The sequence below is a fragment of the Pedobacter terrae genome, from assembly GCF_900100705.1.
GTDB lineage: Bacteria > Bacteroidota > Bacteroidia > Sphingobacteriales > Sphingobacteriaceae > Pedobacter > Pedobacter terrae.
On the sequence record NZ_FNCH01000018.1, the window covers coordinates 66223 to 92635 of the forward strand.

Consider the following 26413-nt stretch of genomic DNA (forward strand, 5'->3'; position numbering starts at 1 on the left):
TCAATGATATGTTTTTTTAGCTAAAAACACAAAACAAATTGATCATTCATATCTAAAAATACCGGATTCGTATAATATTTAGCGCCCTTGCTATAATAAAAATTACCTCAATACACAGAAAAAATAAATTAGTTCAACTAGTCATGAGAAATATCAGCGAACATATCCCAACTTGCTCCAATACTGCACCAATATACAATGGGCGCTCGTGTTCATCCTTTTCTTTTATAAGAAATGGAGCGTTTTATTCATTCCTGACGGTCATTTTACTCGCGTTTTATGCAAATGCCGGAATGGCACAAAGTGTAAAAGGAAGGTTAACATCGCCGGCTAATTTAGCGGTAGTGGGAGCAGAAGTGCAGCTCACCTCTACTAAACATCCTGCAGCCTACCGGATGGCACTCAGTGAGGATAACGGCAACTTCGAAATCAATCTTAAAGACATTAATATTCAGGATAGCCTGCAATATCAATTATGGATTCACGCAATTGGCTTCGAAGAAATGATAATTGACCTCAAAACGACGAGTTTGAAAGAAGGGCTTACCCTTCCAACAATAAACCTTGTTAGCCGATCACAGAATTTATCGGAAGTATCCGTAGTGGCAAAGAAAAAAATGCTTAGCAGACAGATTGATCGTTGGGTACTGGAACCTTATAAAAACCCTAATGCCGCTGGTATGAATGCTTTTGAAAGCTTCAGGCTCCTGCCAGGTGTAAATGCACTCGATGAAAAAATTTCCGTGAACGGCAAATCAGGGGTTAAATATCTAATCAACGGAAGGACAACGATCATGTCTGGAGCCAACATTGTTGACTTTCTAAAAGGCTTAAAACCTGATCAGATTGAAAAGATAGAACTACTTACCAGCCCGCCTGCAAAATACTCCGCTGAAGGTACAGCAGCGATTATCAATATCGAACTCAAAAAAAATGTGCTCAATGGATTTTCCGGCAAACTATCGACCCAATATGAACAGGGAAAATATGCCTCAAACCGAAACTCAGCAACACTGGGTTATAAAACACTAGGCTTTGAAGCTACATCATATCTAAATGGTAACCTTACCAATTCGCTTTCTGATGGACTGGAAAACCGTACCTATACCAACATAGGGGCAGCTGACACCAAACTCAATGCAGATTATTTTGAAAGGCACAAAGGGAGTACACTTTCATATTTTCAGTCGTTGGCGTTCAACCTCAATAAATCCAGTAACCTGAATATCGATTACCTATTAAGCTACGATCGTGATATTGAACCCGTTTCTTCCCGGGCAGACCTTAACAGTGGCGATGCAGCTTACACCCTGACCCAGAACGACACCAAGACAAAATCCTTTACTTATGGATTAACGGGTACTTACAGCGCTGATCTTGATACCTTAAAGAAAAACAAGCTTGAGGTCAGCGCATCCCTGTTTTCGAATCGCAATCCACGTCAATCTGTAGTTAATAATCAGTTCTTTCGCCAGGATGGTAGTAGCGCTCAAACTGCCGAACTGAATGACATTACCAATAATTTTAACGGTAATCTGTACGGACTTTCTGCAGATTATTCCAATAAATCAAAAAAAGGGGAGAGTCTGGAACTGGGACTGAAATACTCCAGGTTGGAAAACCGGTCTAACTTCGGATTTCTTTCCAATAACATCCCCAATCAAATCAACGAATTCCGCTATGGAGAGGATAACTTCGCGGCTTACTTAAGCTTTACATTCAAATTAAAAAAACTGGAGTTGAAGTTTGGACTTCGGGGAGAATACACCCGATACAATGGCGCAGATCCGAATGAAGGTGTTACGTTAGACTCCACCTATTTTAAACTTTTCCCAACTGCTTATATTGCCTATCAGATCAGCGAGAATATCGGATTTTCTGCAAATTACAGCAAACGCATCCTAAGACCCGACTTTCGTGATTTAAATCCCTTCCGTTACTATTTTGATCCCTATAGTTATACAGAAGGAAATCCTTTCCTGCGCCCATATTTTATCGATAACATCGAAACTGAATTAAGTTTCTGGGATTCGTTTTACCTTACAATGGGCTACAGTTTTGGGAGCAATGTAATTACTGACCTGACCAGAAGAAATGGTTCAGACCTTGCAGTAATCGTATTCAAGGGAAACCTAGCCCGCGAACGTAACCTTTATGCCAACCTGAGTGGGCAAAGTGATTTTTTCAAATGGTGGAATATGAGCTGGTCCATCAACTTCAACAGAAATATTTTCCAGGGCGACTATGCCCAATACCGGATTGACAACAAAATATCTTCCTGGAGCCTCAACATGTATCACAATTTTACCCTGAGCAAGAGTTTAAGTTTCAGTCTCGGCGGCTGGATTAATGGCCCATCATCTACAGGAATTGACCGTTACCGCACAATGGGAAGGTTAAACGCGTCATTTCAGAAAAAATACAAAGCTTTTGCTTTCCAATTTGGGGTAAACGACATATTCAATACACAACGCGAAAGGGTATCTACCAGCCTAAGCAATCAGTACATCTTCTTAGATCAGCGGCATGACTATCGTAGGGGATGGATACGCGTGGTGTGGAGCTTTGATAACAATAAGAAATGGATATCCAATAATAAAAACAGGACCAAGAAAAACTTCGATGATGATGAATCCCGTATACGGAATTAATCTTTTAGAAGCGTTAATTAATTATTTATTCACCAAAATTTTCAAAAAATGAAAAAACAAAATTTAGAGAAACTTGCAGCTTTCTCAATCAAAAATGGCGCAGCTCTGCGTTCTATTGTAGGCGGACTTCAGGTGCCGGCCGAGTCCTCCACAGATTCAAAGAAAAAAGATGTTGATTCTGAAAAACAGGATACAGCTTCAAACGACCATTACGACTCATAACCTGGGCTGTAAACGTAAATTAAAAACGTTCAATCTCAAACCTGAAAAGAACATGAAAAAGTCAAAGTTCGAAAAACTTGCCCCATTCATTATGAGGAGCAGCCAAATGCTGAGTTCACTTACTGGAGGTCTTGCAGCCATTGCTGAATCAAGCGTGGATACCAAGAAAAAAGACGTTGATTCGGAAAAACAGGATACAGCATCGAATGACCACTACGATTAAGCCTGAAAGAAAGCTGGAGAAACTCAACAGTTTCAAAATCCTTAACCATGGGCTTATAGCCAGGATCCAGGGCGGCCTGATTGAAGCACCGGTCACAGCGACCACCGACACCTCCAAAAAAGATGTCGATTCGACCAGCCAGGACTCTCAAAAAAATGATTAATCACCTAAAATTTCAAGAAAATGAAACAACCAAAATTTGAAAAACTAAACCAATACCTCATCAATAACAATGAGATGTTAAAATCTGTAGTTGGTGGAATTACCGCTCCGGTAGAATCAACTGTGGATAGTAAGAAAAAAGATGTGGATTCTACAAGTCAGGACACAGCTTCCAACGATCATTACGATTAAACCGGTTTACTACCAGCCCTTATGGAACGAGGACTGGTAATTTTCTGTAAGAGGGCCGGACTACACTCCGGTCACTCTTGATTAGTATAAATCTTTAACGCTAAATGCCGATTGGCAAAAATGACATGAAAAAACTCGAAAAATTGGAAGACTTCCGCCTTTCATTACAAAACTGCGGAAAAATCAAAGGCGGACTTGATAGTCTTTTGATCGATTCTGAAAAAAAGGACCAGGGGGACGGAGATACCATCTCTTCTGAAAAGAAAGATGTGGATACCGTTTCTCAAGATACTTATTGGAGGGATTACGAATAAAATACACCTTATGAAAAAACTTGAAAAACTTACAGTCTTCATTATGGATGGTGAAGCCTGCAAAAACATCTACGGCGGTCAGAACGACAAGAAAAAGAAAAAAAAGAAAGGTGCAGTATCTTCTGATAAAACAGATACCACAAAAGGCGACCATTTCAAAAAGAGTTAACCAGTTTAAAATCTCAAAGATGATTCTAGTACTTTCTTACGGAAGCTTTGAACAGGGGACAGATCCAGTAATCGACTGGCTCCTGTACTACAAAGCTGACTTTCTGAAAATCACCACCAAAGATCTTTATCGGCAGGATATGGATTTTTCAATCGACTACCTGAATAAAAAAATGATGGTGATGGGTACCGATTATTTCCCAAAGATCAATAGTGTTTGGTGCAGACGCTTTTCTGAAAAGACTGATTTCGTAAGGTACAACCAGTGGCCCTACACCCAGTCAATTTATGAACTTAATAGAGAACAGGATTCCTTTCAGGATTCTTTATATGATCTTTTGAGTGAAAAGAAGTGGCTAATGAACCCTAGGCTTGGCAGTATCAACAAAATAAATGTTCAGACCTGTGCGCATTCTATCGGACTTAAAACCCCAGAAACTATTGTCACCAATAGCAGGGAGGAATTGAAAGCCTTTCACAAACGAAGTGGCGCAGTCATTACCAAACCCATTGAATTCAGCGGTTTTTTCAGGGCCGGTTCGCAAACTTTTGCAACCTATACCACCACCATGGATCAGCAAATGATCGATCAGCTTCCACTGAATTTCAGTTACTCCTTTTTTCAGCAGAAAGTAGATGCACATTATGAGGTCAGGAGTTTTTACTTGGATGGTGAATTTTATTCTTCAGCTGCTGTATTTGATAGTGAAAGCCGTCCAGCCGATATCAAAATGAACTATTCAGAAGATTTTCTGCATTGGGTAAATTACCAATTACCAGCACCCATTGAGGATAAACTGAGGCAACTTATGCAAGGTGTGGGCCTAAATACCGGAAGTATAGACCTGCTTAGGTCTCACGATGGTGAATATTATTTTCTTGAAGTGAATCCTGGCGGGCAATATTCCGCGCCTTCAGAACGCAATAATTTAAATGTAGAAAAACACATTGCCGAATGGCTAATCAAAAACGACAAATGAGTGAAGAACAGACAAATCCATCAGCAGCCTATGTAACGATATTCGAAGAAGAGTTTCTTCAAAAACTGCCTGTTTTTTATCGCTACATGATTCTGACCGAAACCTCTTCCATTGGAGAGATGTATGCCCATACCAGATTTAGTAAGTCGGCCGCACACTTTTCAAAGGAGTACATTCAATATACGCCCGTAAATCCCTATTCAAATATCTTATTAGAAGAAAAAGAGCATGATTAACAACGGAAGCCACCTGATCCTTTATTCCCACAACCGAAATGTGAGGGGAAAGGAACGCAGCGTCATCTATAACTTTAAAAAAGGAACCTTATCTTTTATTCCAAACAGTTTAAGTGAGCTGCTTGATGAGTTAACTGATAAACCCGTCGCCACAGTAAGGGCAGAACTTGAAGGCGAAGACCGGGAAACTTTTGATGAATATGTGAGCTACCTCAGAACAAACCAACTGGCTTTTTACACCAATGAACCCCATGCTTTTCCGGAAATGCCAGGAGAATATTTCAGCCCTGAACACATCACCAACTGCGTGCTGGAGTTTAATCCGGCACGAGACTACAGCCATTTCAGTCATCAACTGAACGAAACGCTTTGCAAAAATCTGGAAATCAGGGTGCCCGCAGGATTCGGACAACTGAATACACTCAAGGAATTACTGGAACACCTGCGCAGTACCACCCTCCGTTCGATAGCCATTTATCTGGAAGCAGATGAACGCTTGCAATTATCTGCGCTTCAGGTACTCTATCATCAATTTACTAAATTGGATAAGATTACTGTGTTGGACTATAAGGAAGAAATTCCCACTGGCCATCAGGAAGATATTGAATTTTTCAAGGACTCAGCTGAATCAGTTTATTCTAAACCCTTCCCGCTTGACAAATACCTGGTAAACAGAAAATACTTTTTGCTTTCCAGTAATTATCACCCTTACTTTTATAAAAGAATAGAAGTTGGCTTTAATGGCGAGGTTAAGAACTGCCTGTTGCATCAGCAATCATTTGGAAACATTTTTCAACAAAACGTTTCGGAAATCATTAGCTGCGAGGACTTCATGAAATGGTGGAATGTATCCAATGACCAAATTGAAGACTTTAAAGGCAACGAATTGCGTTACGCCCTATTTACGCAACAACCCTTAAAACTCACATCTAAAGGAACTTACCAACTTGAAGCGTTTTAAATCCCATATCCAGGAAGAGTCATCCGATTGCGGGCACACCTGTATTCAAATGATTGCATCATACTACGGCGCGAACATACCGCTAGAGTTTATCCGTAAAAGCTGCGGCGAACAACGTGGCGGCGTAACTTTTTTGCACATCAGGAAAGCGGCAAACCTTATCGGATTGGAAACTGCGGAGATTCAGATTGATGTAGAAAATCTAAGGGAAGTAGTAGACCTCCCCTGCATCCTTCATTGGTCAGCTCGACATTATGTTGTACTGTACCGCATCTCTGTTTCCAGGGGAAAAACTTTTTATCACATCGCAGATCCTGCATATGGTAAAATCAAGCTCAAAGAGCAGGACTTTCTTGAAAAATGGTATCCTGGAGGCCAGGAATTCGGGTATGCTGTAGCCTTTGATATTGCTGATGAAGAAAAACTCTATCAAAAACACCAGAAATCCTCCCGTGGAGAAAACTACCTCTGGCAGCAAATACTCCAATTTAAGAATACCATAATTGCCACCACTTTTATTCTTTTTATCACTGGTTTGCTCAGTTATGGTACCGTTCGCACCAATCAATGGCTAATCGATCTGGGTATACTTAAAAAAGACCACATGCTTATCATCGGCATCGTGGCGTTTCTGTTCATTGCCTCAATCTCAAAGGTAATTTCCGAGGTGCTGCACCAATTTATCATACAGAAATCGGCCAACAAACTCTTCATTGCCAACCTGCGGAAATTTTTGAAAAGGTTGACTATCATTACCCCACGGTTTTTTGAGCAACATAAAATTTCAGAGCTGGTGCAAAAGATGGACGACCATAACAAAATAGAAGAATTTAATACACAGGTGTTCCCGCAACTGATCTTCAATTTCAGCATGTATATTTTTTATTCCATCATCTTATTCCCAATCAACACCTACCTGTTTTTTTGGATGCTGCTATACAGCTTTCTTAGCGCTGGATGGATGTCGATCTTCAATGAAAAGAAAAAACTCATCAATTACCAGCGCTACGATGTCGACGTTGACCAAACCAGTTTCCTGTATGAGTTCATCATTGGCATGCAGGAAATCAAGTTATATCAAGGTGTGGAGAACCGCCTGAACAGCTGGGAGGGAAAACAGCAAAAAGAATATGCAATCAACCTGCGGGCATTCAGACTTAATAGCATCGAAAGCCTGGGCTTTAAAACCCTTGGAATCTTAAATCTGTGCTGTTTCACTGCGATCGGTGCGATGATGGTTACCCGTAATGAACTCAGTTTAGGGCAATTCTTCAGTATCGCATTTATCGTGGGGCAATTAAGCGTACCCATCGAATTTTTGTCGACTTTTTTTAACTCTTATATCAATGCCCACATTAGTGGGAAACGGATTAATTCGATATACGCCAAAGAAAAGGAAACAGCTGCCAATGACTACAATCAAATTCAGAAATTGAATACAGTGGACACGCAGTCGCACTACATTTCATTCCGAAACATTAGTTTTTCCTACGATGCCCTCACAATGGCTCCTGTACTACAGCACTTCGACCTGGACCTGAAAATAGGAGAAGTTACCGCAATTGTTGGAGAGAGCGGCAGTGGTAAAAGCACCATCGCTAAGATACTGCTTCGTTTGCTCGCAGTAGATCAGGGTGAAATCTTTTATGGAAGCCAAGACCTCAGCGAAGTTGCCCCAGACCACTGGCGTAAAATCTGTGGTGCTGTATTTCAGGATGGCATGATCTTTTCCGATAGCATCATCAATAATATTTGTCTGGATCAATCAAGTGTTGACCTGGAAAGAGTGAAATGGGCCTGCGAAGTGGCAGAAATTAACAGTTATATCAATACGCTTGGCAGTGGTTATCGTACCAACCTTTCCCAATCCGGAATTAACCTAAGCAAAGGACAATACCAAAGACTACTCATTGCAAGGGCAGTATACAATACCCCTGAGATCTTGATATTTGATGAAGCCACCAGCGCGCTGGATGCCAAAACTGAATGCCGCGTGATGGAGAACCTTTGGAAACACTTCGAAGAGAAGACAGTGGTTATTATCGCTCATCGCCTAAGTACAATCATAAATGCCGACCAGATCATTTTTATGAAAAACGGTCAGGTTGCTGAAATGGGTACGCATAGGCAGCTTATGCAAATGAGAGGTGGCTATTTTGATCTTTTTAGTTACCAGGTATCCGAAGTTACCTGCTAAACTAGAACAATCCAATTTGAATTCCCGGGCTATCTTCCAGCAAAGCGTCAATAGTATTAAAGCCAGCTTGATTTTGAGTACAAGAGAATTAAGTCAGACATTGAAAGAAATATCCTTATTCTTGAAAATAGACTCATCGATTTATCCAGGGGAAAAAAAGAATATTGGTGAATTAATCAGAAAAGCAACCGGGTTGCTCAAAAACTTGTATGAAACCTATGTAGAGCAGATTCGGTGGGTAAGAGAAGATTAATCAGTTCGATCTATCCCAAAAACTCACTTTTGACGGAACTCAACATCGAACTGTCCGAATGAATGAGGCTGTACGAGTTCTAGGTACTTTAACGACCATTTTTGAGGGCAAAAAAAAAGGGGCAAACCTAACAAAAATTTGATTTACCCACTATGGTAGGGTCGACGTGCATCTTGACACTTTATGACCATTTTGAACCCATCGTGCACTTTGAAAATCAGTTATCAACCGAATTGAAGAACGGTAACGGAGCAAGAAAGATCGGATATAGGTATGCATACCTACTAGTTGGCGAATTCCATGGCTTTTGGATATAATCAAGTGACTATCAAAAAGCAGTATGAGATATTCTGTTAGTTTACTAGTATTATGAAAGTGTTTTGGACACTTCATCGAAGTAATTGCAGCTCTGCCAGAGACTTCTGTTGCCAATGATGTAGAATCGCCTTTTTGCCCTAGTTAGTGCTACGTTGAGCATGTTGGGCTTTTGAGATGCCCATGCTCTAGCTCCCGGTCTTTTTGGGTCGCTGCCAAGGATCAAAAATACGATGTCGGTTTCCTTACCCTGAAAAGTATGTATGGTCCCGCATTTTGCATTAGGGAAACTTCTGCTCAGTTCCAGCCTGCATCTATTGGCAACGGATTTGAAAGGGGAGATGACGAAGACTTCCTGTTCCTTTCCGAGGGCTTCCAGTTTTTCCTTGAGGAGAGTAATCTCTTCTATGACCACATGGCGGTCTTCGAGAGTTATGCCCTGTACATCGAACCATTGGCTTGGTCCGATGTGGTTTAAGGATTCTTTTTGTTCGGTTGCTTTGACCATCTGTCCGGAGTAGGCGATGGTATTGGCTAGGGTGAACATTGGATCTTCGCATCTTCTATGGGTGCGGAGGGGAAATCCTGTCCATATAGGGGCACCGTTGTTTTGTTGCATGAGCGTGCCATTGTCTGTGATGCGGTCGGCCAGTTTTTGTGCGGAGGTATCCAGTGGTGACCAGGTCTGTTCGTTCTGATAGGGCTGGTTGAGAATATGGATAAGCTTGTGCGGGGTGGTGAGTACGGGCTCGATCTGCAAGGGGTCGCCGATGATGATGTTGCGTTTTGATCTATTGATAATGCCTGTGGCGGATTGCGGTGTGGCCTGTCCGGCCTCGTCGAGCAGGAGGTATCCGATTGTGCTGGGCGAGAGGTTTCTAAATAATCTACTAACCGATGCGAGGGATGTAGATACAACGGGAATGAGGAAGAAAAGGGTTTTCCAGGCAGTTTCTGCGATCTTATTGCTGACCTCCACTTTGCTGTCCATTATTTCGAACAGCATGAATATGTTCGATCTGAACTGCCTGGCGTTGGCAAGGATGGCATATTGATGTAGCTCGAGGCTTTTCAGAAAGATGTTGCCACGCAAGGTGTTGAGCTGTTCTGAGGACCACGGGTTTGCCTTATGAAAGGTATCTCGGTCTTTGGTGTAGGCGCTGTACAGATTTTCATCCGGTATATTGGCATATGCGATGCCATACTGCTCATGGAGCTGTTGCTTCTGTTTGTTGTAATTGTTTATTGCCGCGATAATTGGCTGCAGGGTTGTGTTCAGTTTGCTGGATTCCTGCAGGTTTTCGCTGTGTTTCTGCTTAAGCTGTTCCTGTTTTTTTTCGCTACCCGAAATCTGTCGGTTGATCTGGTTTAATTCGTCAATATAGCGCTGGTAGGGGGCGTTCCAGTTTTTATAGGCTCTGGTGGAAAACCATTTTTGTATGATGAAGAATGACGGTTTGGAGGCCGTTTGAATTTTGATGTTTTCCTGCACCTGAGCTCTTTTGGTATTTAGCTCTTTATGGTTTCCGTCTTCGTGTTTCAGCTCCTGGCTTAATTTTTCTTTTTGCGTTTTAAGCAGATTGATCTGGATATTGAGGTTGTGTCTTTTGACAAGGTTTTTGATGTTCTGCACCAGCTGGCTATGGAAAATTTTAGCTTCGTTCCTAAACCGCTCGAATGTTTCGATCATTGATTGAAGCTCCTGTTTGGCGGTATCAAATTTTGCCCTATATTCAATGGTGAGGTCTTCGTTTTCGGCATTGACGTATAGCGATTTCAAATAGGCGTCAAATCCGGGTTTATTTTCCTTTCCGTACCAGAAGTTAGTTTTGAAGGCGTTCCTGTTTTCGGAATTGCCCAGTGCAGCTGAGAGCAGTCCCCAGCTTTCTTTCGAGATGAGTTCCTGGCTGTATTCGGCAAAATAATCCGCTTCTTTGAAGCTATGGTGGATTTTGCTTTTATCGGGAAGCTCTTTGGTAATATTTTCTACCGCTGCGTTATTGTTGCTAGCAACCACGATGCCCGTATCTTCGAATATGTTCTGTTTGATGGGGTAATACATAATGGTTCCAGCGGGTCTGGAAACGGTTTGCGAAGGCATGAAGATATTTACGTTATTGGATTCGGCGAGCTTTTTTGCGCGCTGAACAATCGCCTCTGCAATGATGTCGTTCAGAAGGGTGGTTTTGCCTGTTCCAGGAGGACCGTTGATCCCGATAAGGCCTTCGGTTTTCAGCTCTTTGAGTGCTGTATTCATTGCGCCAAGCTGGGCGGAATAGGCCCCGTAAGCCGGGTCGGATGGCCATTTGCCGATGGGCATGTTTTCTGGTGACAGCGTTTGAAAGAAGGCAGTGTCCGACTGAAGCAGGTCGATGCGGTCTGCTGCCCTTACTTTAGGTTTTAGGTATGACTGCAGAGCGGTGTTCCAATGCTTGGGATGCTCGATCAGGGAATTAAGGTCGTCCAGATAAAAGCTATTGAGGAATGCGGTGTCGGAATTTTTGATTTTTTTAGAAATGATAATGGTCTTGCAGAAGATGGTATTACCACAGGAAATTTCTTCGATGGCGTTATCATTCAGAACTTTTATTTCGTTTTTTAGTTCCTCCCAGGATAAGGGTTTGTCTGTTAATTGCTGGTTCTGTTCATGGGAAAAAGGATCATATTTATAGCGTTCCTTAAAATCTTCCTGTACACGCTGAAGCTTTTCCGGAACGGTATCCATGGGTGTGTTTTTCTTAAGGCAGGTGAGTCCATGGAGGTAGGATGCCTGAAGGTAGCCACCATCTTCGATCAACTGTCCGTTTTCTTCTAGTATCAGAACAGCCATGCATGAATTTCCGCTTACTTTCGCTGTCCAGTCCGGTTTCTCCCCAGTGTCATCGGTAAGCTTTTCAATTATAGATACCAGATCGGGTTTGGACTGTTTTCCGAAATATAGGATGTAGCGCCGTTTTGCCTCTTCCAGGGGCTCAAGTTTTTCTGTCCAGGGTAGTGGTTTTTGAGCTTGCAGGTAGCCAACATCATCTGGAAGGTCCGGGAGATTGAAAATTTCTATGTCCCGCCAGTATTTAAGTATGTTTTTCTGTGTGTTCAATGGAGCGATTAATAATTTTTGATGAAAGCAAATTAAGTTTTTTTTTGGGCTTTTAACCTAAATATTCTCTTTCTGGGGTTTGATTTTAATGTCAGGTATCGTGTGTTTTTCTTATCCTGTCCTTAAGGCGGATCAATTCACTACGGACCACCTGCTGAGGGTTTAAACTTGCAAAAATTTTCAATTAATCTCCTTTTTTATGGATCAAAATTTTACTGACGGTCTTTATTCTGCTCTGGAATCTAGATTGGGCTGAACTAAAAGATTTCACTGATTGCTACGCTGCCTCATTGCCCGAGGCCAACAGGGTTATGGGATTGCTGCGCGAAAGCGTGCATGAAGAAGGGTTTATAGGCGAAAATTCTGAGATCAATTTTTCAAGCACATCAAGCCTAGATTTTATTCGCTATTTATTGAGCTTATCGAAAAACACAACCTAAATGCGGGCGAACCGGTAGGGCCATTGAACGAAATATGAGGCTATTATGTCAATGAACTTTTATTCATCAGGCGTTTCTTTGAACAGCATGCTTTTCTCTATCAGTATTATCTTTTAGAGAAAAATGTAAGGATGAACAGTTCTTTCTATTCTATTTTATTTAGCTCGCGGTAGCCTCTTTCATTATCCTGTCTTCAATTCTTAGCGCCTCAGAGGTGATAAGCATAAAACCGGATACAAGAAGTACAAATGCCAAAAATCGCAATATTCTTTCTGTGTTTTTGGTGTTGACCATCCCGTCTGAGCAGGTGAATTCATTGATTCCAATTAGTGTCCTACGCTTGTTTCTTCGCCAGATGGCGAAGATGAAAATAAAGGTGCCGAAAATCAGAAGTAAGATGCCGATGACCAGGGGCATTGTTGTAAAATTAAACGTTTCCTGTGTTTCAGTTATATAAAATATGGCCAATAGAAAGCTAAAAAGTTTAAAAAAATATTTTTCTGGCATTTATATCAGAAGTTTTTCTGAATTTTCGCGTCAATTTTTAAGATGCTTTTCTTTGTGTTGTTTTAAAGCAGTTATTGTTAAAAAAAATTTAAGTTTCATATCTGTTACAGTAATGTACCTGGATTTTGTATTGTGATTTGTAGTTTTGCGTCCAAATCAGGGTGCATCAATGGTAAGAACAAGAGAAGATTCCTTTTTTAAAATCCGCTCTGCTGTTCCGGAACATTTTCCGTTACTGCTATTGCTTCTGCTGGCTTCGTTTTTTTTACGTCCTTCCCAACTAACCTGGGAATCGGCCCAGAGGGTTTCCTCTATTTCGACAAAGTTTACCAGTATTATGAGCCCCATTTCAGGGGATGGCCAGCAGCATGCTTCGCTGGCCACGGTAGATCAGCAGCAGCCAAAATTCCGTAAGAAATTCCAGCACATCAATGATGCCGCCAGTGATCTTCAGCCTTTTCAAAAGCGCCTGGAGACTCGCTACCATCTCCCTGTTTCAACCCCACCAGGTTATGAAACACCACATTTCTTTTGCGGGCAACACGCCTTCCTGTACAGGCTGACTTATTTCTAATTTTCCCAGAGTATGTGCTCCATTTGTCTGGAACACATATTGTTTACTGGAAAAATTTAAATATCAGATAAGCTGCTGTGTGCCAGCCTTTGGTTATGGCCACTGCATTAGAAAAAGAAATAAGGAAAACACACAGATGAAAATTAAATGGATGGCGATCCTTGTCCTTGCTGCCGCAATGCAGGCATGTACAGGGGAGACGGCCCAGAAAAAAGATAATGAGATTGCCGAGATACCGGTTTTAAAGCTAGCCCAGCAGGATACTTCGCTGTCTTTCGACTATGTAGCCGATATTCAGGCTTACAAGAACGTGGACATCAAATCCAGGATACATGGCTTTATCGAAAAGGTAATGGTAGATGAAGGAGAAAAAGTTCATAAGGGTCAGCTGCTCTTTCAGCTGAACGACCGCGAACATGTTATTTCGCTCAATAAAGCAAAAGCGAGCCTGGCAAGTGCACTCTCTGCAGCCAGCATCGCTCAGGTTGAACTGGAAAGGATTACTACCCTTGTGGATAAAAAAGTAATCTCCCCTTCTGAACTCTCACTTGGAAAAGCCAGGTTTTCGGAAGCTGAAGCGCAAATTAAAACGGCTAAAGCGATGATCGATGATGCCAACCAGAAACTTTCCTATTCGCGTATCCGTTCCCCTTTCGATGGAACCATAGACCGTATCCCTTTGAAAGCCGGGAGCCTCATTGATGAGGGTGCACTGCTCACCACCATTTCAGATACCAGAGAGATGTATGCCTATTTTGATATCTCAGAAAACGAGTACCTGCAGTTTACCCGAAACGGAAAAGGACGTTTCGAGCAAAATAAAGCTGTGAAACTTATCCTATCGGATGGGTCAGCCTATCCGGTAAAAGGAAAGATACAGACGCACGAAAATGCATTTTCGGGAAATACCGGGTCAATTGCCTTCAGGGCAGTGTTCGCTAACCCGAAAAATATTTTAAAGCATGGCGCCTCTGGAAAAGTGGAGCTAGAATCTAAACTCGCCGGCAGTATTCTCATTCCCCAGAAGTCCGTATTTGAAATTCAGGACAAAAATTACGTTTTCGTAGTGGGCAAAGGCAATATGGTTAAAATGAAAAGTTTCGTGCCTAAACTGCGTCTGCCAGGTTTTTTTGTCTGCGCGAGTGGTCTTGATGCAGGAGAGACCATCGTTTATGAAGGCATACAGAACATCCGGGATGGCGCTGTCATCAAACCGGTGTACACTTCGAATAAATCTTTGCTGGCCAGAAAGTAATTCTTTGTTTCATTTTCCATTCCTCCTGCTGAAATTTTTTCGGCGGAATAGGATTGGTATAACCCAAAATAAATGGTTGAGACCTTCATTAGAAGACCAGTACTTTCACTGGTTATTTCACTTATATTGATTTTATTGGGCGTCCTTGCCCTTTTTAAGCTCCCTATTACACAGTTTCCGGACATTGTTCCTCCATCTGTGGTGGTAACGGCAAACTACAATGGCGCCAATGCGGAAGTTTGTGCCAAGGCTGTGGCGACCCCTCTTGAACGTGCGATTAACGGCGTTCCTGGCATGACCTATATGAATACGGTCAGCAGCAATAACGGCGTAACCCTGGTGCAGGTATTTTTTAATGTAGGTACTGATCCTGATCGGGCTGCGGTAAATGTACAGAACCGAGTAACTACGGTTCTCGATGAACTTCCCGAAGAGGTAATAAAGGCCGGTGTAACTACTGAAAAAGAGGTGAACAGCATGCTGCTCTACCTAAATATTACCAGCAGCGATAAGGAAATGAACGAGGAGTTCATCTATAACTTTGCGGACATCAACGTGCTGCAGGAACTTAAAAGGATAGACGGCGTCGGTTTTGTAGAAATTATGGGAGCCAGGGACTATTCCATGAGGGTTTGGCTCAAACCGGATCGGATGCGCTCCTACAATATATCCGCAGAAGAGGTAATAGATAAGATGCGTGCGCAGAATATTGAGGCGGCGCCGGGTGTGGCAGGCGAGAATTCCGGCAAGGGCAAAGAAGTAAAGCAGTATGTGCTGCGGTATACCGGTAAGTTCAACAATAAGGAGGACTATGAGAATTTAGTACTCCGTGCCGAGCGTGACGGGGCCCTTGTGAGGCTAAAGGATATCGCCGATCTGGAATTCGGAACAGTCAGCTATGATATGGTTTCCAAAACTGACGGCAAACCTTCAGCCTCAATTATGATCAAGCAAAGGCCTGGTTCAAATGCTAGTGAGGTAATAGATAACATCAAGTCAAAAATGGCTAAACTTAAAGCCACCAGTTTTCCACCTGGGATGGAATATAATTATGCCTATGATGTTTCCCGCTTCCTTGATGCAAGTATCCATGAAGTTTTAAGGACACTTTTGGAAGCTTTCATACTCGTATTCATAGTGGTATTTATTTTTCTACAGGATTTCAGAAGTACGCTGATTCCCGCTCTTGCGGTTCCGGTAGCGCTGATTAGTACACTTGCCTTTCTCCAGATCATGGGTTTTTCCATTAACATTTTAACGCTATTTGCGCTCGTACTGGCCATCGGGATTGTAGTGGATAATGCAATTGTCGTAGTCGAGGCGGTCCACGTAAAAATGAGTGAAGAACACCTGCCGCCTATGGAAGCCACAATCGCCGCAATGAAAGAAATTAGCGGCGCAATTGTAGCCATTACCCTCGTCATGTCGGCTGTATTTGTCCCGGTTGCTTTTCTTTCCGGGCCAGTAGGGGTGTTTTACCGTCAGTTTTCACTTACTCTGGCCATTTCTATTGTGATATCGGGAATAAATGCATTAACGCTAACACCGGCGCTCTGTGCACTAATGCTTCGGCATAATGTTGAGACTGGTAAAAAAGGGATGCTCCAGCGGTTTTTTAGTCTTTTTAATAAAGGCTATGATAAGACAGAGAAAAAATTCGGCCGGTTGGTGCGGTTTATCATTTCCCGAAGGGTGGTCACTATGGGACTATTGCTGCTCTTTATTTTCCTGAGCTGGCTGGGCTCAAGCATTCTTCCTTCCGGGTTTATTCCAACTGAAGATCAGGGGATGATTTATGTGAACGTAACCACGCCTCCTGGTTCTACAGTAGAGCGGACCGAACAGGTTCTTGATCAGATCGAAAAGGTAACTGGTAGTATTAATTCTATTGAAAATGTCAGCACACTGGCCGGTTATTCTCTAATGAGCGATATTACAGGAGCTTCGTATGGAATGGCGATGATTAACCTTTCCCCATGGGAAGCGCGAAAGGAAAGTGTGGATGAGCTTATCGCGGCCCTTAAAGCCAGAACCAGGGGGATCAGTGATGCTTCTATTGAATTCTTTTCGCCGCCTACGGTGCCTGGATTTGGAAACGCCAGCGGTTTTGAGCTTAGACTTCTTGATAAAAATAAGAGCGAGGATATGGGGAAAACGGCGAAGGTAACCAATGACTTTCTTGCTGAACTCCGTAAAAGCAATGCCATTTCCGGGGCCTTCACTAGTTTTGACCCTAACTTTCCCCAATACATGATCCATGTCGATCAGGATATGGCGGCGCAAAAAGGGGTGACGATTGAGAATGCAATGGGTACCCTGCAGACCCTTGTCGGAAGTTACTACGCCACCAACTTCATCCGTTTCGGACAGATGTATAAAGTCATGCTCCAAGCCTATCCCCAATATCGGGGCAAGCCTACAGACCTGTTAAAACTCTATGTCAAAAATGACCGGGGCGAGATGATACCTTACTCGGCATTTATCACCATGGAAAGGGTTTATGGGCCAGAGCAGATCAACCGGTATAATATGTACCCATCCGCGATGATCAACGGTGATGCCGCGGCGGGTTATAGCAGTAGCGACGCGATTGCGACAGTTGAAAAAACTGCAAAGGAAAAGCTTCCGAGAGGTTTTAGCATTGAATGGTCCGGAATGACAAGGGAGCAGATCCTTTCGGGGAACCAGGCCATTTACATCTTCATCATCTGTCTGATATTTGTCTACCTGATTTTAGCCGCGCAATATGAGAGCTTTCTCTTGCCGCTGCCTGTCCTGCTCTCGCTTCCTGCCGGAATTGCCGGGGCATTTTTTACCCTAAAGCTGGCCGGCCTGGAGAACAATATCTACGCCCAGGTGGCACTGGTCATGCTTATCGGACTACTTGGAAAGAATGCGATTCTGATTATTGAGTTTGCCGAACAAAAACGCAAAGCAGGCTTTTCTGTTGCCAGGGCTGCAGCTCTGGGCGCTGTATCGCGTTTACGTCCGATACTGATGACTTCCTTCGCCTTTATTGCAGGCCTCATTCCGCTCTGTATAGCCTCAGGCGCGGGGGCGGTAGGTAACCGTTCGATTGGAATGACCGCAGTAGGAGGAATGCTCATCGGGACGCTCTTTGGCGTAATACTGATTCCGGGTTTATATGGGGTATTTGCAGCCCGCAAAAAAAAAACAGGCAGTTAAAAGTTCTACGCTTAACACAAATTAAAATGAAATTAAATATTAAAATAATTACTCCATTTATTATTATATCCTGCCTGATAGCTTTCATATCTTCCTGTAGCTCAGTTAGGCAGGCAAATCTTCCTGAACTCAAAAAGCTTCCTGATTCCTTTAGCCGGCTTTCTTCTGCGCCTGCTGAGGCTTTGAGCTGGAAGGCCGTCTTTACCCAGCCCGACCTTAAGGAGCTTATCGATACCGCACTTAAAAACAACCTTAGCATACAATCTGGAGTACAGCGGGTGTTGGTTGCAGGGCTGAATCTCCGCCTTAGCCGCTCAAAGCTCTATCCCACACTTAGTGCTGGCATATCTGCAGGGCTCGATCACTATGGAGACTATACAATGAATGGGGTAGGGAATTACGATACCAATTTTTCGGATAACCTGAATGACAAGCAGCGGATCCCCAGCCCGACGCCGGATTATTTTGCGGGTTTCAGGAGTTCATGGGAAATTGACATCTGGGGAAAGCTATCTGAGAAGAAAAGGGCCGCATATAATCGCTACCTTTCCAGCCAGGCAGGTTTGCAGTGGTATAAAACACAAATCATTAGTCAGGTTGCGGAACTTTACTATGAACTAACTGCTCTTGATAAACGCCTGGAAATTCTCCAGCGAAACATACTCCTGCAAAATAAGGGTCTGGAAATTGTGGAAGCCCAGATGGCCGGAGGCCGGGCAACCGCGCTGGCGGTTAGCCAATTTAAGGCCCAGCGCATGGCCACACAAGGCAGGCAGTTTGAAATTCGACAGGCAATCAACAGGATCGAGAACGAACTCAACCTGCTTATGGGCAGATACAAGGGGAACCTGGGACGTGACACCAGTGCAATAACCCAAGTTTTGCCCAGGGAAATTTATGCCGGGATTCCTGCAAAAGTGATTCTTGCCAGGCCGGACGTAAGAGAAGCGGAACTGCAACTCGCTGCCTCGAAGGCAGATGTGAATGCCGCAAGAAAGGCATTTCTGCCTTCGCTGACCCTTGATGCCTATGCTGGCTATAACTCCTTCAAGCTTCCGCTACTTTTCTCGCCTGCTTCAATGGCTGCAGGATTACTCGGCGGACTGAGCGCACCTTTGCTCAATAGGGCAGCGCTCAAAAACAGTAGCCTGGTGGCAAACTCCGCACAGCTTTCTGCCTTTTACAACTACCAGGGGCGGATCATCAAAGCCTACCAGGAAGTCTCTGTCCAGCTTTCGGCCATTGAAAACTATAAACAGGCATATCTTTTTAAATCAAATGAGGTAGAGGAACTAAAGAAAGCAGTTTCAACTGCCAACGACTTGTATCTTTCCGGATATGCCAGTTATCTGGAGGTCATTGTTGCGCAGCGCAGCGTGCTTGATGCAGAAATGCAACAGGTTAATCTAAAGCAGAAATCCTACTCTTCACTGATCAACCTTTTCAGAGCGCTGGGAGGATAAAAACTATTCGCTCTCAAACAAAATATATTGCCCCGGGATTTCTTTGATGGGGTCTCGGGGTTTCTTCCGAACTTTAAACACCTACAAAACCATTGCAAGCCCTACTCTCGCACCATAGAACGATGTGGATTCCCCTTTTCTAATCCAGCTTTCATAACGCAGACCCAGGTCGGCGCTAAAGCGATCATTTATCGGTATGCAGGCGCCCAGAGCAGGGGAATAGGTGAAGGCCTGGTAAGAATTTTCGCCAAGCGTGAAAGCTGATCCACCTAAAACCTCAGCATAATAGATTCCTCCAAAATAGTACCTCAAACCGACCTTTAGCGGTATAACCCCACTGATGTGGGTATCCTCGCCATAGTTTTCCAGACGTGCCCGCACATCTTTCCGGTACTGAAAATGCATATAGCCCAAGAAACCCACAGCATTGAAATTTCCTTTGAGGTTGTACTCGCCAACTAAAGAGCCACCGTAGCCCCGTCGGTATGTTTCTGCTGATTTCCCTGTCGGAAAAGCTAAAGCCGCACCCATGGAGATTTTGGTTTTTGCGCCCATTTCCTGGCCCGAGACATTTAACTTCGAACTGATCAACGTTAGTAACAAGGTAGCCTTGATTAAATTCCGGACCTTTAGATATCTTCTGAAAGGACTGTACATTTTATCTATAAGTTTTAGGAATTTTTTACGCAGATGTTTAGTTGTAACGAACCTCGAAAGCCCATAGGAAAGCATTCCGGCATCATGGCTGATACTGACCTTTAATTCAAGTCGCTCAATGATTGCTGTAGCCTCGGCCAGACTTCGGTGAATATCCTTCATTCTAAGTACTTCTCTCCCATACGCCATCACATTATATTTGGCAGGTTCAAATTGTATATGAATAGCTTAATGTCCTCACTTATGCCATTTTGCTATGGTGATGGCTATAATTTCCTGGGTGTTCATCTGAGATATTGCATATGCTTTTGATTTGTGATTTTAACGCGCTTATAACGCTTAATTTTTTGTTCCGTTTTTGCTCTCTTCCCTTTCAGTACGGAACCGTGGCGCGAGATAATCGCCGGGAAGGTATTCCTTTGGGATGGTAATTGCGTTACCGTCCCGCAGTGCCTTGTAATGAGGAGACATAATTTCTACGCCTGCACGGTTAAATTCATCCTGGATATTGGCATGAAGCGCAGAATAGATTACTGCCTGACGGTTTGGTGAATGGGTATGGGCATTCAGGCGGTAACTTACGTAATAATCATCCAGGCTGGTCTGCAAAACATAGGGTGCTGGCTCGGCCTCAATGAGCTCAGTGGCCTGGGCGGCCTCGATCAGCAGACGGTGAACTGTTCTCCAGGGCACGTCATATCCGATGGTGACTGTAGTATTTACGATCAGACCTTTTTCCGCTGCTTCGATGCTGTAATTAACCGTGTGGTTATTCATCACAGCTGAATTCGGGATCGAGACCACTTCATTCTGTATAGTCCTCACGCGGGTAACCAGAAGTGTTTTTTCTATAATATCACCTGTTACCTCGCCGATCTTAACCCGATCGCCAATCTTAAAGGCCCGCATATAAGTAAGCACCAGTCCTGCAACCACATTGCCAAGTGCACCCGCAGAACCGAAGGTAAACAATACACCGATGAACACCGATACGCCTTTGAATACGCCCGAATCAGACCCGGGGAGGTATGGAAAGATAACAATGAGCATAAAAGCCAGTATCAGTACGCGCACGATTTGATAAGTAGGGTTGGCCCAGTCCTTATAAAAACCGGGGATGGCCAGTTTGCCTCTTTCAATCTCTGTTTTTAAAAAACGCACAAATTTGATCACATATCGAAAGACTACTAACAGAACCAGTATGGTTATCAGGTTTGGCACATAGTCCCAAACGGAATTGCCAATTTTTTTTAGTGGTCTTAAAACATAGTTCAACAGGTTTTCTGAAAGGTCTCTGGTAAAAGGGAAAATTCCAAACAGTACCGGAAAAGCCAGATAGACCACCACCAGGATAACAAGATAGCGGATAACCTTTATCAGAACCTTTAAAGCCCCAAGCTGCCTTGAAGGATCCAGGAGCTCATAGTTTTTTATCTTTATCCCTTTTCCCAGGCGGCTTTCAGAAGAAAGAAACCGTCTGGAGATCATGGCAAAAAGTTTATTGATGAGGTAGATAAGGCCTATAACGACTCCAATCACAAGAAAGGTCAGCAGTATTTCTCTCAACAGTACCTGCCAGCTATTGTCTGAGCGATACTTTTTTAGAGATACCGCTATTTTTTGACTGATTTCTTTTGCATAGGCATTACGATCTTTTCTTGCCCATAAGGCATCCTGATCGGTAACCGAAAGGATAAGTGTTCCTCCATAAACCAGGTCTGTTGACTGTTCGGCATCACTAAGCCGAAGTGAATCGACCGAGAAGCCTGCGAGGTCGCCAATGCGCTCAAGCCTTTCTGAAATAGCTTTCGCACGTTCTGCAGCGCTAAAACTTCCCAGGCGTGCGTAAATGTTAAACAGCGTATCGGTGGAAAGAAGCACAGGGGTGGCTTTAATGATCCTCCGCAGGGAGTCTATCTGGGCAATCTGACGCGAAAGATGCACGGAATCCTTTTTACGCAGTAAAGAGAGTTCTTCCATCAACGCATTTTTCTCTATTCGGTCTTTATCGCCCAAAGTGCTCACCCGGCGTTCCAGTTCTGCACGCTTAAGCGAATCGGAGAGCCGCTCGGCAGATAGTTGACTAACCTTATCTAGTTCGCTGTTGAGTTTTTTGGTATTTAAGCTGTCAAGTTTTTTACCAATACTGTCTTGCAGAGGTATGTTCAGCTGGGCTGAGATGAGTAAGCCTATCGAAAGGGTAAAAATTTTGACCATATTCTTTTTTGATATTACAATGTAATAAAATAAAGCCTTTTAAGTTAAAAAGGTGGTGTTTTTGTTACCCAGAAGGCATTTAAATCATTTTTGCTAACGTTGCCGAAATCCCCGATCGAGCCGGAAATATTTTTGCTCCCTCTCTTGCGGGAACTCTGGCGCTTACATTACCGGAGTTCAAAGTGGCAGTGCGGCCGAGTCAGGTGGACTAAAGAAGGGCGATATTATTCAGTCAATCGATGACAATAAAATCACTTCTTCAGTCGAATGGTCCGAAAGGATAGCCAGGCACCAGCCAGGTGATGTGACCAAACTGGAGTATAAAAGAGGGAAGAATGTCTTGGGCGGTAATTCACCTTAAAAGGCCAGGAAGCAGAGCAAAAAATAGCAGATAACCTTGATGCCGAAGCAATTTCAAAAAAGCTAAGCGCTTATTTACCCCGTTGAACAGCCAGGTTAAACAATTTTACAGGATGAATTCGGGACTAGTCGTCTCCGCAGTAGATCCAAAAGACTTGTTCGCTCAGATCGGTATTCCGCGAGGAACTCTCATTTTAAGTATAAATGGTGGCCAAATCAACAGCGTTGGCGACATGATAGCAGCTTTAAATTCGGCAAGTAATGGAATTGCACGTTTCGAATGCCTAAGCCCAGAGGGGTCAAGGATTGTCTTTAACCTTTCTATGGGGCATAACACAAATGCTATGTTAAACAAAATTCAGCACCAGGAGATGGCCGCATGTGACTTAAAATGAGGGTCATTCACTATCTTGCATGCTATTCTAAGCAAGGTTTAAAACGGACTCAAGCTTATGGAGTTTCAGGTCAGAGTTATGGGATACCCCAGAGGAGATGCAAATCTGATTAATAAGGGTTTTTATCTTAAACGGTGAAAAACCATTGTTTTTCCAATCCATTTGAAATGCCAGTAACCTCTCACTTTTAATAAATCATTCTTGTCTATGGATGCTGCCGCATTCCATTCCCGCCCATGTTTGGAATCATATACTTTGCCATTCTCCCAAGTCCTATTTTTTTTATTATAGGTTAAATTACTCAAAATACTCATTCCCAGAATCGACCGGTTGCGCAATTTTGGATCAGGATTACGCTTGTCTTTCCAGTAAGACATCGGCTTCCCTTCTGTGTCACTGAACCAAACTACCTTCGCCTTAAACTCTTGCTTTTGCATAAAAATATGAATCCGCAAACTTTTATCCGTGTTTTCCCATAAACCACAAATACGTTGGCTCCCCGTAGCATTCTGGGCTAATACACCCTGCTGAAAAAATGTGAAGGAAAATAAAATAGTAAGTAGAATACAAAAAGACTTTTGGGAACGAGACATTCTGCTGATATTTTCAGTTTTAAAAGCCAAATTGCATTTTATTTTCATAATGCACATTTAGAGGGTTGGTATTTTCTGCCTTAACAGTCAAATCTTTTACAAATAGTACCGGAACTTCTGTATTCCGAATCATCTTCTGGGTAAAATTCCCAAAAAAGAATTCCTTAAGAGTTCTCTTTATGTCTGCCTCCACGATGATCAACTGTGCGTCCTCTTTTTTTGAAAGGGTGATAAGATCTTTAGTGCCATTTAAGGTATCTATAGACTGTTGGCTTAATGCGCTTTCAATCATCCTCAACCTGGACTTTAGCTTTCCAGAAAACTCACGAATGGAGTTCAATAGATTATTGTCTTTCTTATTGAAAAGGGCAATCATTGCTACTTCTGCATCATTTTTGTCAATTATACTTTTCGAAATCCGAAGTTTATTTATAGGGTTTTCCTGGCTAAATGCCAGCAGGATGATCTTCTTGAACCGGCTCACACTTTTACCGGCAGGAACAGTAAGCAAGTGACCGGCGGTTTCCTGTAGAACCTTATATGGCAGACTGTCGTTCAGATAAGTCTGCTCGCTTATATTTGGGTCAATGCCAAGCACAGTAATATCCGCTTGTAAGAGCGCCGAGTGTTTTACAATCACAGCAGGGCGATTACCTGCAACACTATGAAGGCTACAGTTGAGATTATGGCTTTTCATAATGGATGTAGCAAGTTTTTCGAGAAATACTTTGTCTTTCTCCCAAACCTCATCCATCATTGTTGTCACCTTTGCCACTTGCCCCATTCCGGGATAATGTGTTCCGATATCCTTAATATGAAGCAAATGTAGATTAGATTTATGCCGTTTTGCCATTTGAATAGCGGTATTCAATGCATTAATTTTCGCGTCGGATAGGTCAATAGGTATTAATATGTTTTTAATGTTCCTTTTCATAAAAGTTGGTTTTGATGATAAAAAATTAATGAAGTGCAGAAGAACTTACACTTGGAAGTACGATTAATATACGAAAAAAAAAACTTAATTCCAACAAACAACTCAAACTTCGATTAGTTAATTAAGCATATTGGTTTAGTGAGATCGGCAAGTTTTTCTGAAAGATGCGATTCTGCATAATCTTATCTCAGGTTATCGCTACTCATTACACATTTGTTGCACAAACCGCTGGTTAAGGCAGCTCAACGACCAGATTTACGCAAAAGATTCAACAAGGCTTTTATAAGCTTCGTTCGAAAAATGATCATGATAACTAGAGGCTTGAAGGCTTATTTGCGCTCAGATTTTGTTCCGGATCTTCTTTTATAGTGCTATGAACGACAACTGCATAGTTCTTAGGTTTTATTTTTTTGCCAAATTTCGTAGCATAGCATTTTGTGAATACTGCTCCAATATATAATATAATGGCGGAAAAGTAGATCCACAGCATTAAAATTATAATGGAGCCAGCGGTACCATATGCGCTGCCTGGATGGCTTTTGGAAATGTAAAAGCTAATGCCAAATTTACCTGTCATAAAAAGTAATGCAGTTAAGATTGCTCCTACTGCAACATCTCTCCACCGAATCAAAGCATCGGGAAGCACTTTAAAAATTATAGCAAATAGGCTTGAAGTAATAAAAAGTGTGATAACCAAGTTGACAATGTAAATCAAAATAATCCCTACATTAGGAAAAAGCTCCTGCAGCTTGTTCATAAATCCTTCTATTACTCCATTCACTATTAAAGATACCAGCAGCAGAAAAGCCAGACTGACCACCAAAGAAAAAGAAAGCAGGCGGTTTTTAAGGAAATTTAGCCACCCCCTTTTAACTCTTACCTCCAAATTCCATATCGAGTTGATAGTATCCTGTATCTCCGCGAAGACTGTTGTTGCACCTATAATAAGAGCGATAAAGCCTGTGGTTGCAGCCACCATATTATCACCTGTAATTGAGGCATTTTTGATGATCTCCTGAATTTGAAGGGCCGCTTTATTACCAACCAGTGATTTTATTTGCTCGTAGATGATGCCCTCTACCGCTTGTTCTTTTAAGAAGAATGAAGAAAGAAATATAATAACCATCAACATCGGCCCGATGGAGAAAATTGTATAAAAAGCCAGGGAAGCGCTAACCTTAAGCACTTTCTGAGCAATTACATCAGTGCCAATCTGCCTAAGCAAGCCCCATATATTTTTAGCCGTTATTTTGTCCATATTATTTTATTATGCTATAATTTTAGTTATTAGTTCCCTCGTCTGATTGGAGGATTTCTCTAATATTAAAAGTTTATCGTTTGATATCTTTAGGCTCTCCCGTATCATAAATAATATACCAGCTTAAATCGTCATACCTAAACTGGCAATTTTTTAACATTGAATAAAGGAGAATTTGGATCGGTCAGCGAGCCTTTCTTTACAACGCTAAACTGTCCATTTGATTCCATCACGACCGCATAAACATCATCAAGAGCATAAACATTCTGACTTCTCAAAACTGAGCGCACCTCAGCTTCCGTAACACGCTCTTTCATCAATGCTGCATGCAAAAAATCTCCTTTAAAAAATAGGAGTGTTGGGTCGGAGCTGATTATTCTTGAGAATCTCTTTGATCTTACTGAGCTTGCAGCCAAAATGTACTGCAATAAGATGAGTAAGGCAAGTGCGGTAACACCTGATGAAAGCGTAACATCCTTGCTAAGCAAGACTGTAGCTAATGTAGATCCTAAAGCAACAGTAACAATAAAATCAAACTCCTCATTTGTGAGAGCGTCCTCTTGCCTGAAATTCTGAGCATGAGAATTAGTGAAAGGTAGGTTA

The 26413-nt window shown here is 42.6% G+C and carries 22 protein-coding genes and 1 pseudogene; 16 read left to right on the plus strand and 7 right to left on the minus strand.

The window, feature by feature from the left end; translation table 11 throughout:
• Positions 1-143 precede the first annotated feature (143 nt).
• The 11 genes from BLR60_RS19175 (at position 144) to BLR60_RS19205 (ending at position 8306) form a co-directional block, all read left to right on the plus strand.
• Complete coding sequence (locus BLR60_RS19175; RefSeq protein WP_090502781.1) at positions 144-2651, plus strand: outer membrane beta-barrel family protein; 2508 nt, start codon at positions 144-146, stop codon at positions 2649-2651.
• Between the two features lie 48 nt (positions 2652-2699).
• Complete coding sequence (locus tag BLR60_RS24935) at positions 2700-2873, plus strand: hypothetical protein (RefSeq protein WP_167354782.1); 174 nt, start codon at positions 2700-2702, stop codon at positions 2871-2873.
• A gap of 52 nt (positions 2874-2925) precedes the next feature.
• Positions 2926-3096, plus strand: a complete 171-nt coding sequence (locus tag BLR60_RS24940) for a hypothetical protein (protein ID WP_167354783.1) — start codon at positions 2926-2928, stop codon at positions 3094-3096.
• On the plus strand, positions 3080-3259 hold the full coding sequence (locus tag BLR60_RS24945) for a hypothetical protein (RefSeq protein ID WP_090502783.1): 180 nt from the start codon (positions 3080-3082) through the stop codon (positions 3257-3259). Before BLR60_RS24940 ends, BLR60_RS24945 begins: the two co-directional genes overlap by 17 nt.
• 20 nt (positions 3260-3279) lie before the next feature.
• Positions 3280-3450, plus strand: a complete 171-nt coding sequence (locus BLR60_RS24950; RefSeq protein WP_167354784.1) for a hypothetical protein — start codon at positions 3280-3282, stop codon at positions 3448-3450.
• 125 nt (positions 3451-3575) lie between these two features.
• Positions 3576-3764, plus strand: coding sequence for a hypothetical protein (locus tag BLR60_RS19185; RefSeq protein WP_143009115.1), 189 nt, complete (start codon positions 3576-3578; stop codon positions 3762-3764).
• A 10-nt stretch (positions 3765-3774) separates the two neighbouring features.
• On the plus strand, positions 3775-3933 hold the full coding sequence (locus BLR60_RS24955) for a hypothetical protein (RefSeq protein WP_167354785.1): 159 nt from the start codon (positions 3775-3777) through the stop codon (positions 3931-3933).
• A 19-nt stretch (positions 3934-3952) separates the two neighbouring features.
• Positions 3953-4912, plus strand: a complete 960-nt coding sequence (locus BLR60_RS19190; RefSeq protein WP_090502787.1) for an ATP-grasp domain-containing protein — start codon at positions 3953-3955, stop codon at positions 4910-4912.
• Complete coding sequence (locus BLR60_RS19195; protein WP_090502790.1) at positions 4909-5148, plus strand: hypothetical protein; 240 nt, start codon at positions 4909-4911, stop codon at positions 5146-5148. Before BLR60_RS19190 ends, BLR60_RS19195 begins: the two co-directional genes overlap by 4 nt.
• Positions 5141-6109 (plus strand): hypothetical protein, encoded by a 969-nt coding sequence (locus BLR60_RS19200; RefSeq protein WP_090502791.1) that lies wholly within the window; start codon positions 5141-5143, stop codon positions 6107-6109. The genes BLR60_RS19195 and BLR60_RS19200 overlap by 8 nt, the downstream gene beginning before the upstream one ends.
• Positions 6096-8306, plus strand: coding sequence for a peptidase domain-containing ABC transporter (locus BLR60_RS19205; protein ID WP_090502794.1), 2211 nt, complete (start codon positions 6096-6098; stop codon positions 8304-8306). The genes BLR60_RS19200 and BLR60_RS19205 overlap by 14 nt, the downstream gene beginning before the upstream one ends.
• A gap of 620 nt (positions 8307-8926) precedes the next feature.
• Here BLR60_RS19205 and BLR60_RS19210 read toward each other — a convergent pair.
• Positions 8927-10975, minus strand: a complete 2049-nt coding sequence (locus BLR60_RS19210) for an AAA domain-containing protein (RefSeq protein ID WP_449421149.1) — start codon at positions 10973-10975, stop codon at positions 8927-8929.
• Positions 10976-13087: 2112 nt separating this feature from the next.
• Between BLR60_RS19210 and BLR60_RS19225 the strand changes: the two genes are divergently transcribed.
• The 4 genes from BLR60_RS19225 to BLR60_RS25225 all read left to right on the plus strand — a co-directional run bounded on the left by BLR60_RS19225 (position 13088) and on the right by BLR60_RS25225 (position 19396).
• The gene (locus BLR60_RS19225) at positions 13088-13492 is read left to right on the plus strand and encodes a hypothetical protein (RefSeq protein ID WP_090502802.1); all 405 of its coding nucleotides are present in this window, start codon (positions 13088-13090) and stop codon (positions 13490-13492) included.
• 151 nt (positions 13493-13643) lie between these two features.
• A complete protein-coding gene (locus tag BLR60_RS19230) occupies positions 13644-14747 on the plus strand; it encodes an efflux RND transporter periplasmic adaptor subunit (protein ID WP_208600681.1) in 1104 nt (367 codons plus the stop codon).
• 72 nt (positions 14748-14819) lie between these two features.
• Positions 14820-17933, plus strand: coding sequence for an efflux RND transporter permease subunit (locus BLR60_RS19235; RefSeq protein WP_090502803.1), 3114 nt, complete (start codon positions 14820-14822; stop codon positions 17931-17933).
• A 26-nt stretch (positions 17934-17959) separates the two neighbouring features.
• Entirely contained in the window at positions 17960-19396 is a 1437-nt protein-coding gene (locus tag BLR60_RS25225; RefSeq protein WP_090502805.1) for a TolC family protein, read from the plus strand.
• Positions 19397-19477: 81 nt separating this feature from the next.
• Here the strand turns inward: BLR60_RS25225 and BLR60_RS19245 are convergent, their stop codons facing one another.
• Positions 19478-20242 carry a hypothetical protein gene (locus tag BLR60_RS19245; protein ID WP_090502807.1) on the minus strand — a complete coding sequence of 255 codons (765 nt, stop codon included), beginning with the start codon at positions 20240-20242 and terminating at the stop codon, positions 19478-19480.
• A gap of 150 nt (positions 20243-20392) precedes the next feature.
• Positions 20393-22270, minus strand: coding sequence for a mechanosensitive ion channel family protein (locus tag BLR60_RS19250; RefSeq protein ID WP_090502809.1), 1878 nt, complete (start codon positions 22268-22270; stop codon positions 20393-20395).
• Positions 22271-22433: 163 nt separating this feature from the next.
• Between BLR60_RS19250 and BLR60_RS25480 the strand changes: the two are divergent.
• Positions 22434-22631: pseudogene (locus BLR60_RS25480) on the plus strand (PDZ domain-containing protein); the annotation flags it as partial.
• A gap of 516 nt (positions 22632-23147) precedes the next feature.
• Here the strand turns inward: BLR60_RS25480 and BLR60_RS19265 are convergent.
• The 4 genes from BLR60_RS19265 to BLR60_RS19280 form a co-directional block, all read right to left on the minus strand.
• Entirely contained in the window at positions 23148-23666 is a 519-nt protein-coding gene (locus BLR60_RS19265) for a DUF2147 domain-containing protein (protein ID WP_167354786.1), read from the minus strand.
• Entirely contained in the window at positions 23638-24552 is a 915-nt protein-coding gene (locus tag BLR60_RS19270) for a universal stress protein (protein ID WP_090502815.1), read from the minus strand. Before BLR60_RS19270 ends, BLR60_RS19265 begins: the two co-directional genes overlap by 29 nt.
• Positions 24553-24865: 313 nt before the next feature.
• Complete coding sequence (locus tag BLR60_RS19275) at positions 24866-25810, minus strand: YihY/virulence factor BrkB family protein (RefSeq protein ID WP_090502818.1); 945 nt, start codon at positions 25808-25810, stop codon at positions 24866-24868.
• Positions 25811-25947: 137 nt separating this feature from the next.
• A complete protein-coding gene (locus BLR60_RS19280; protein ID WP_208600682.1) occupies positions 25948-26298 on the minus strand; it encodes a DUF421 domain-containing protein in 351 nt (116 codons plus the stop codon).
• Positions 26299-26413 lie beyond the last annotated feature (115 nt).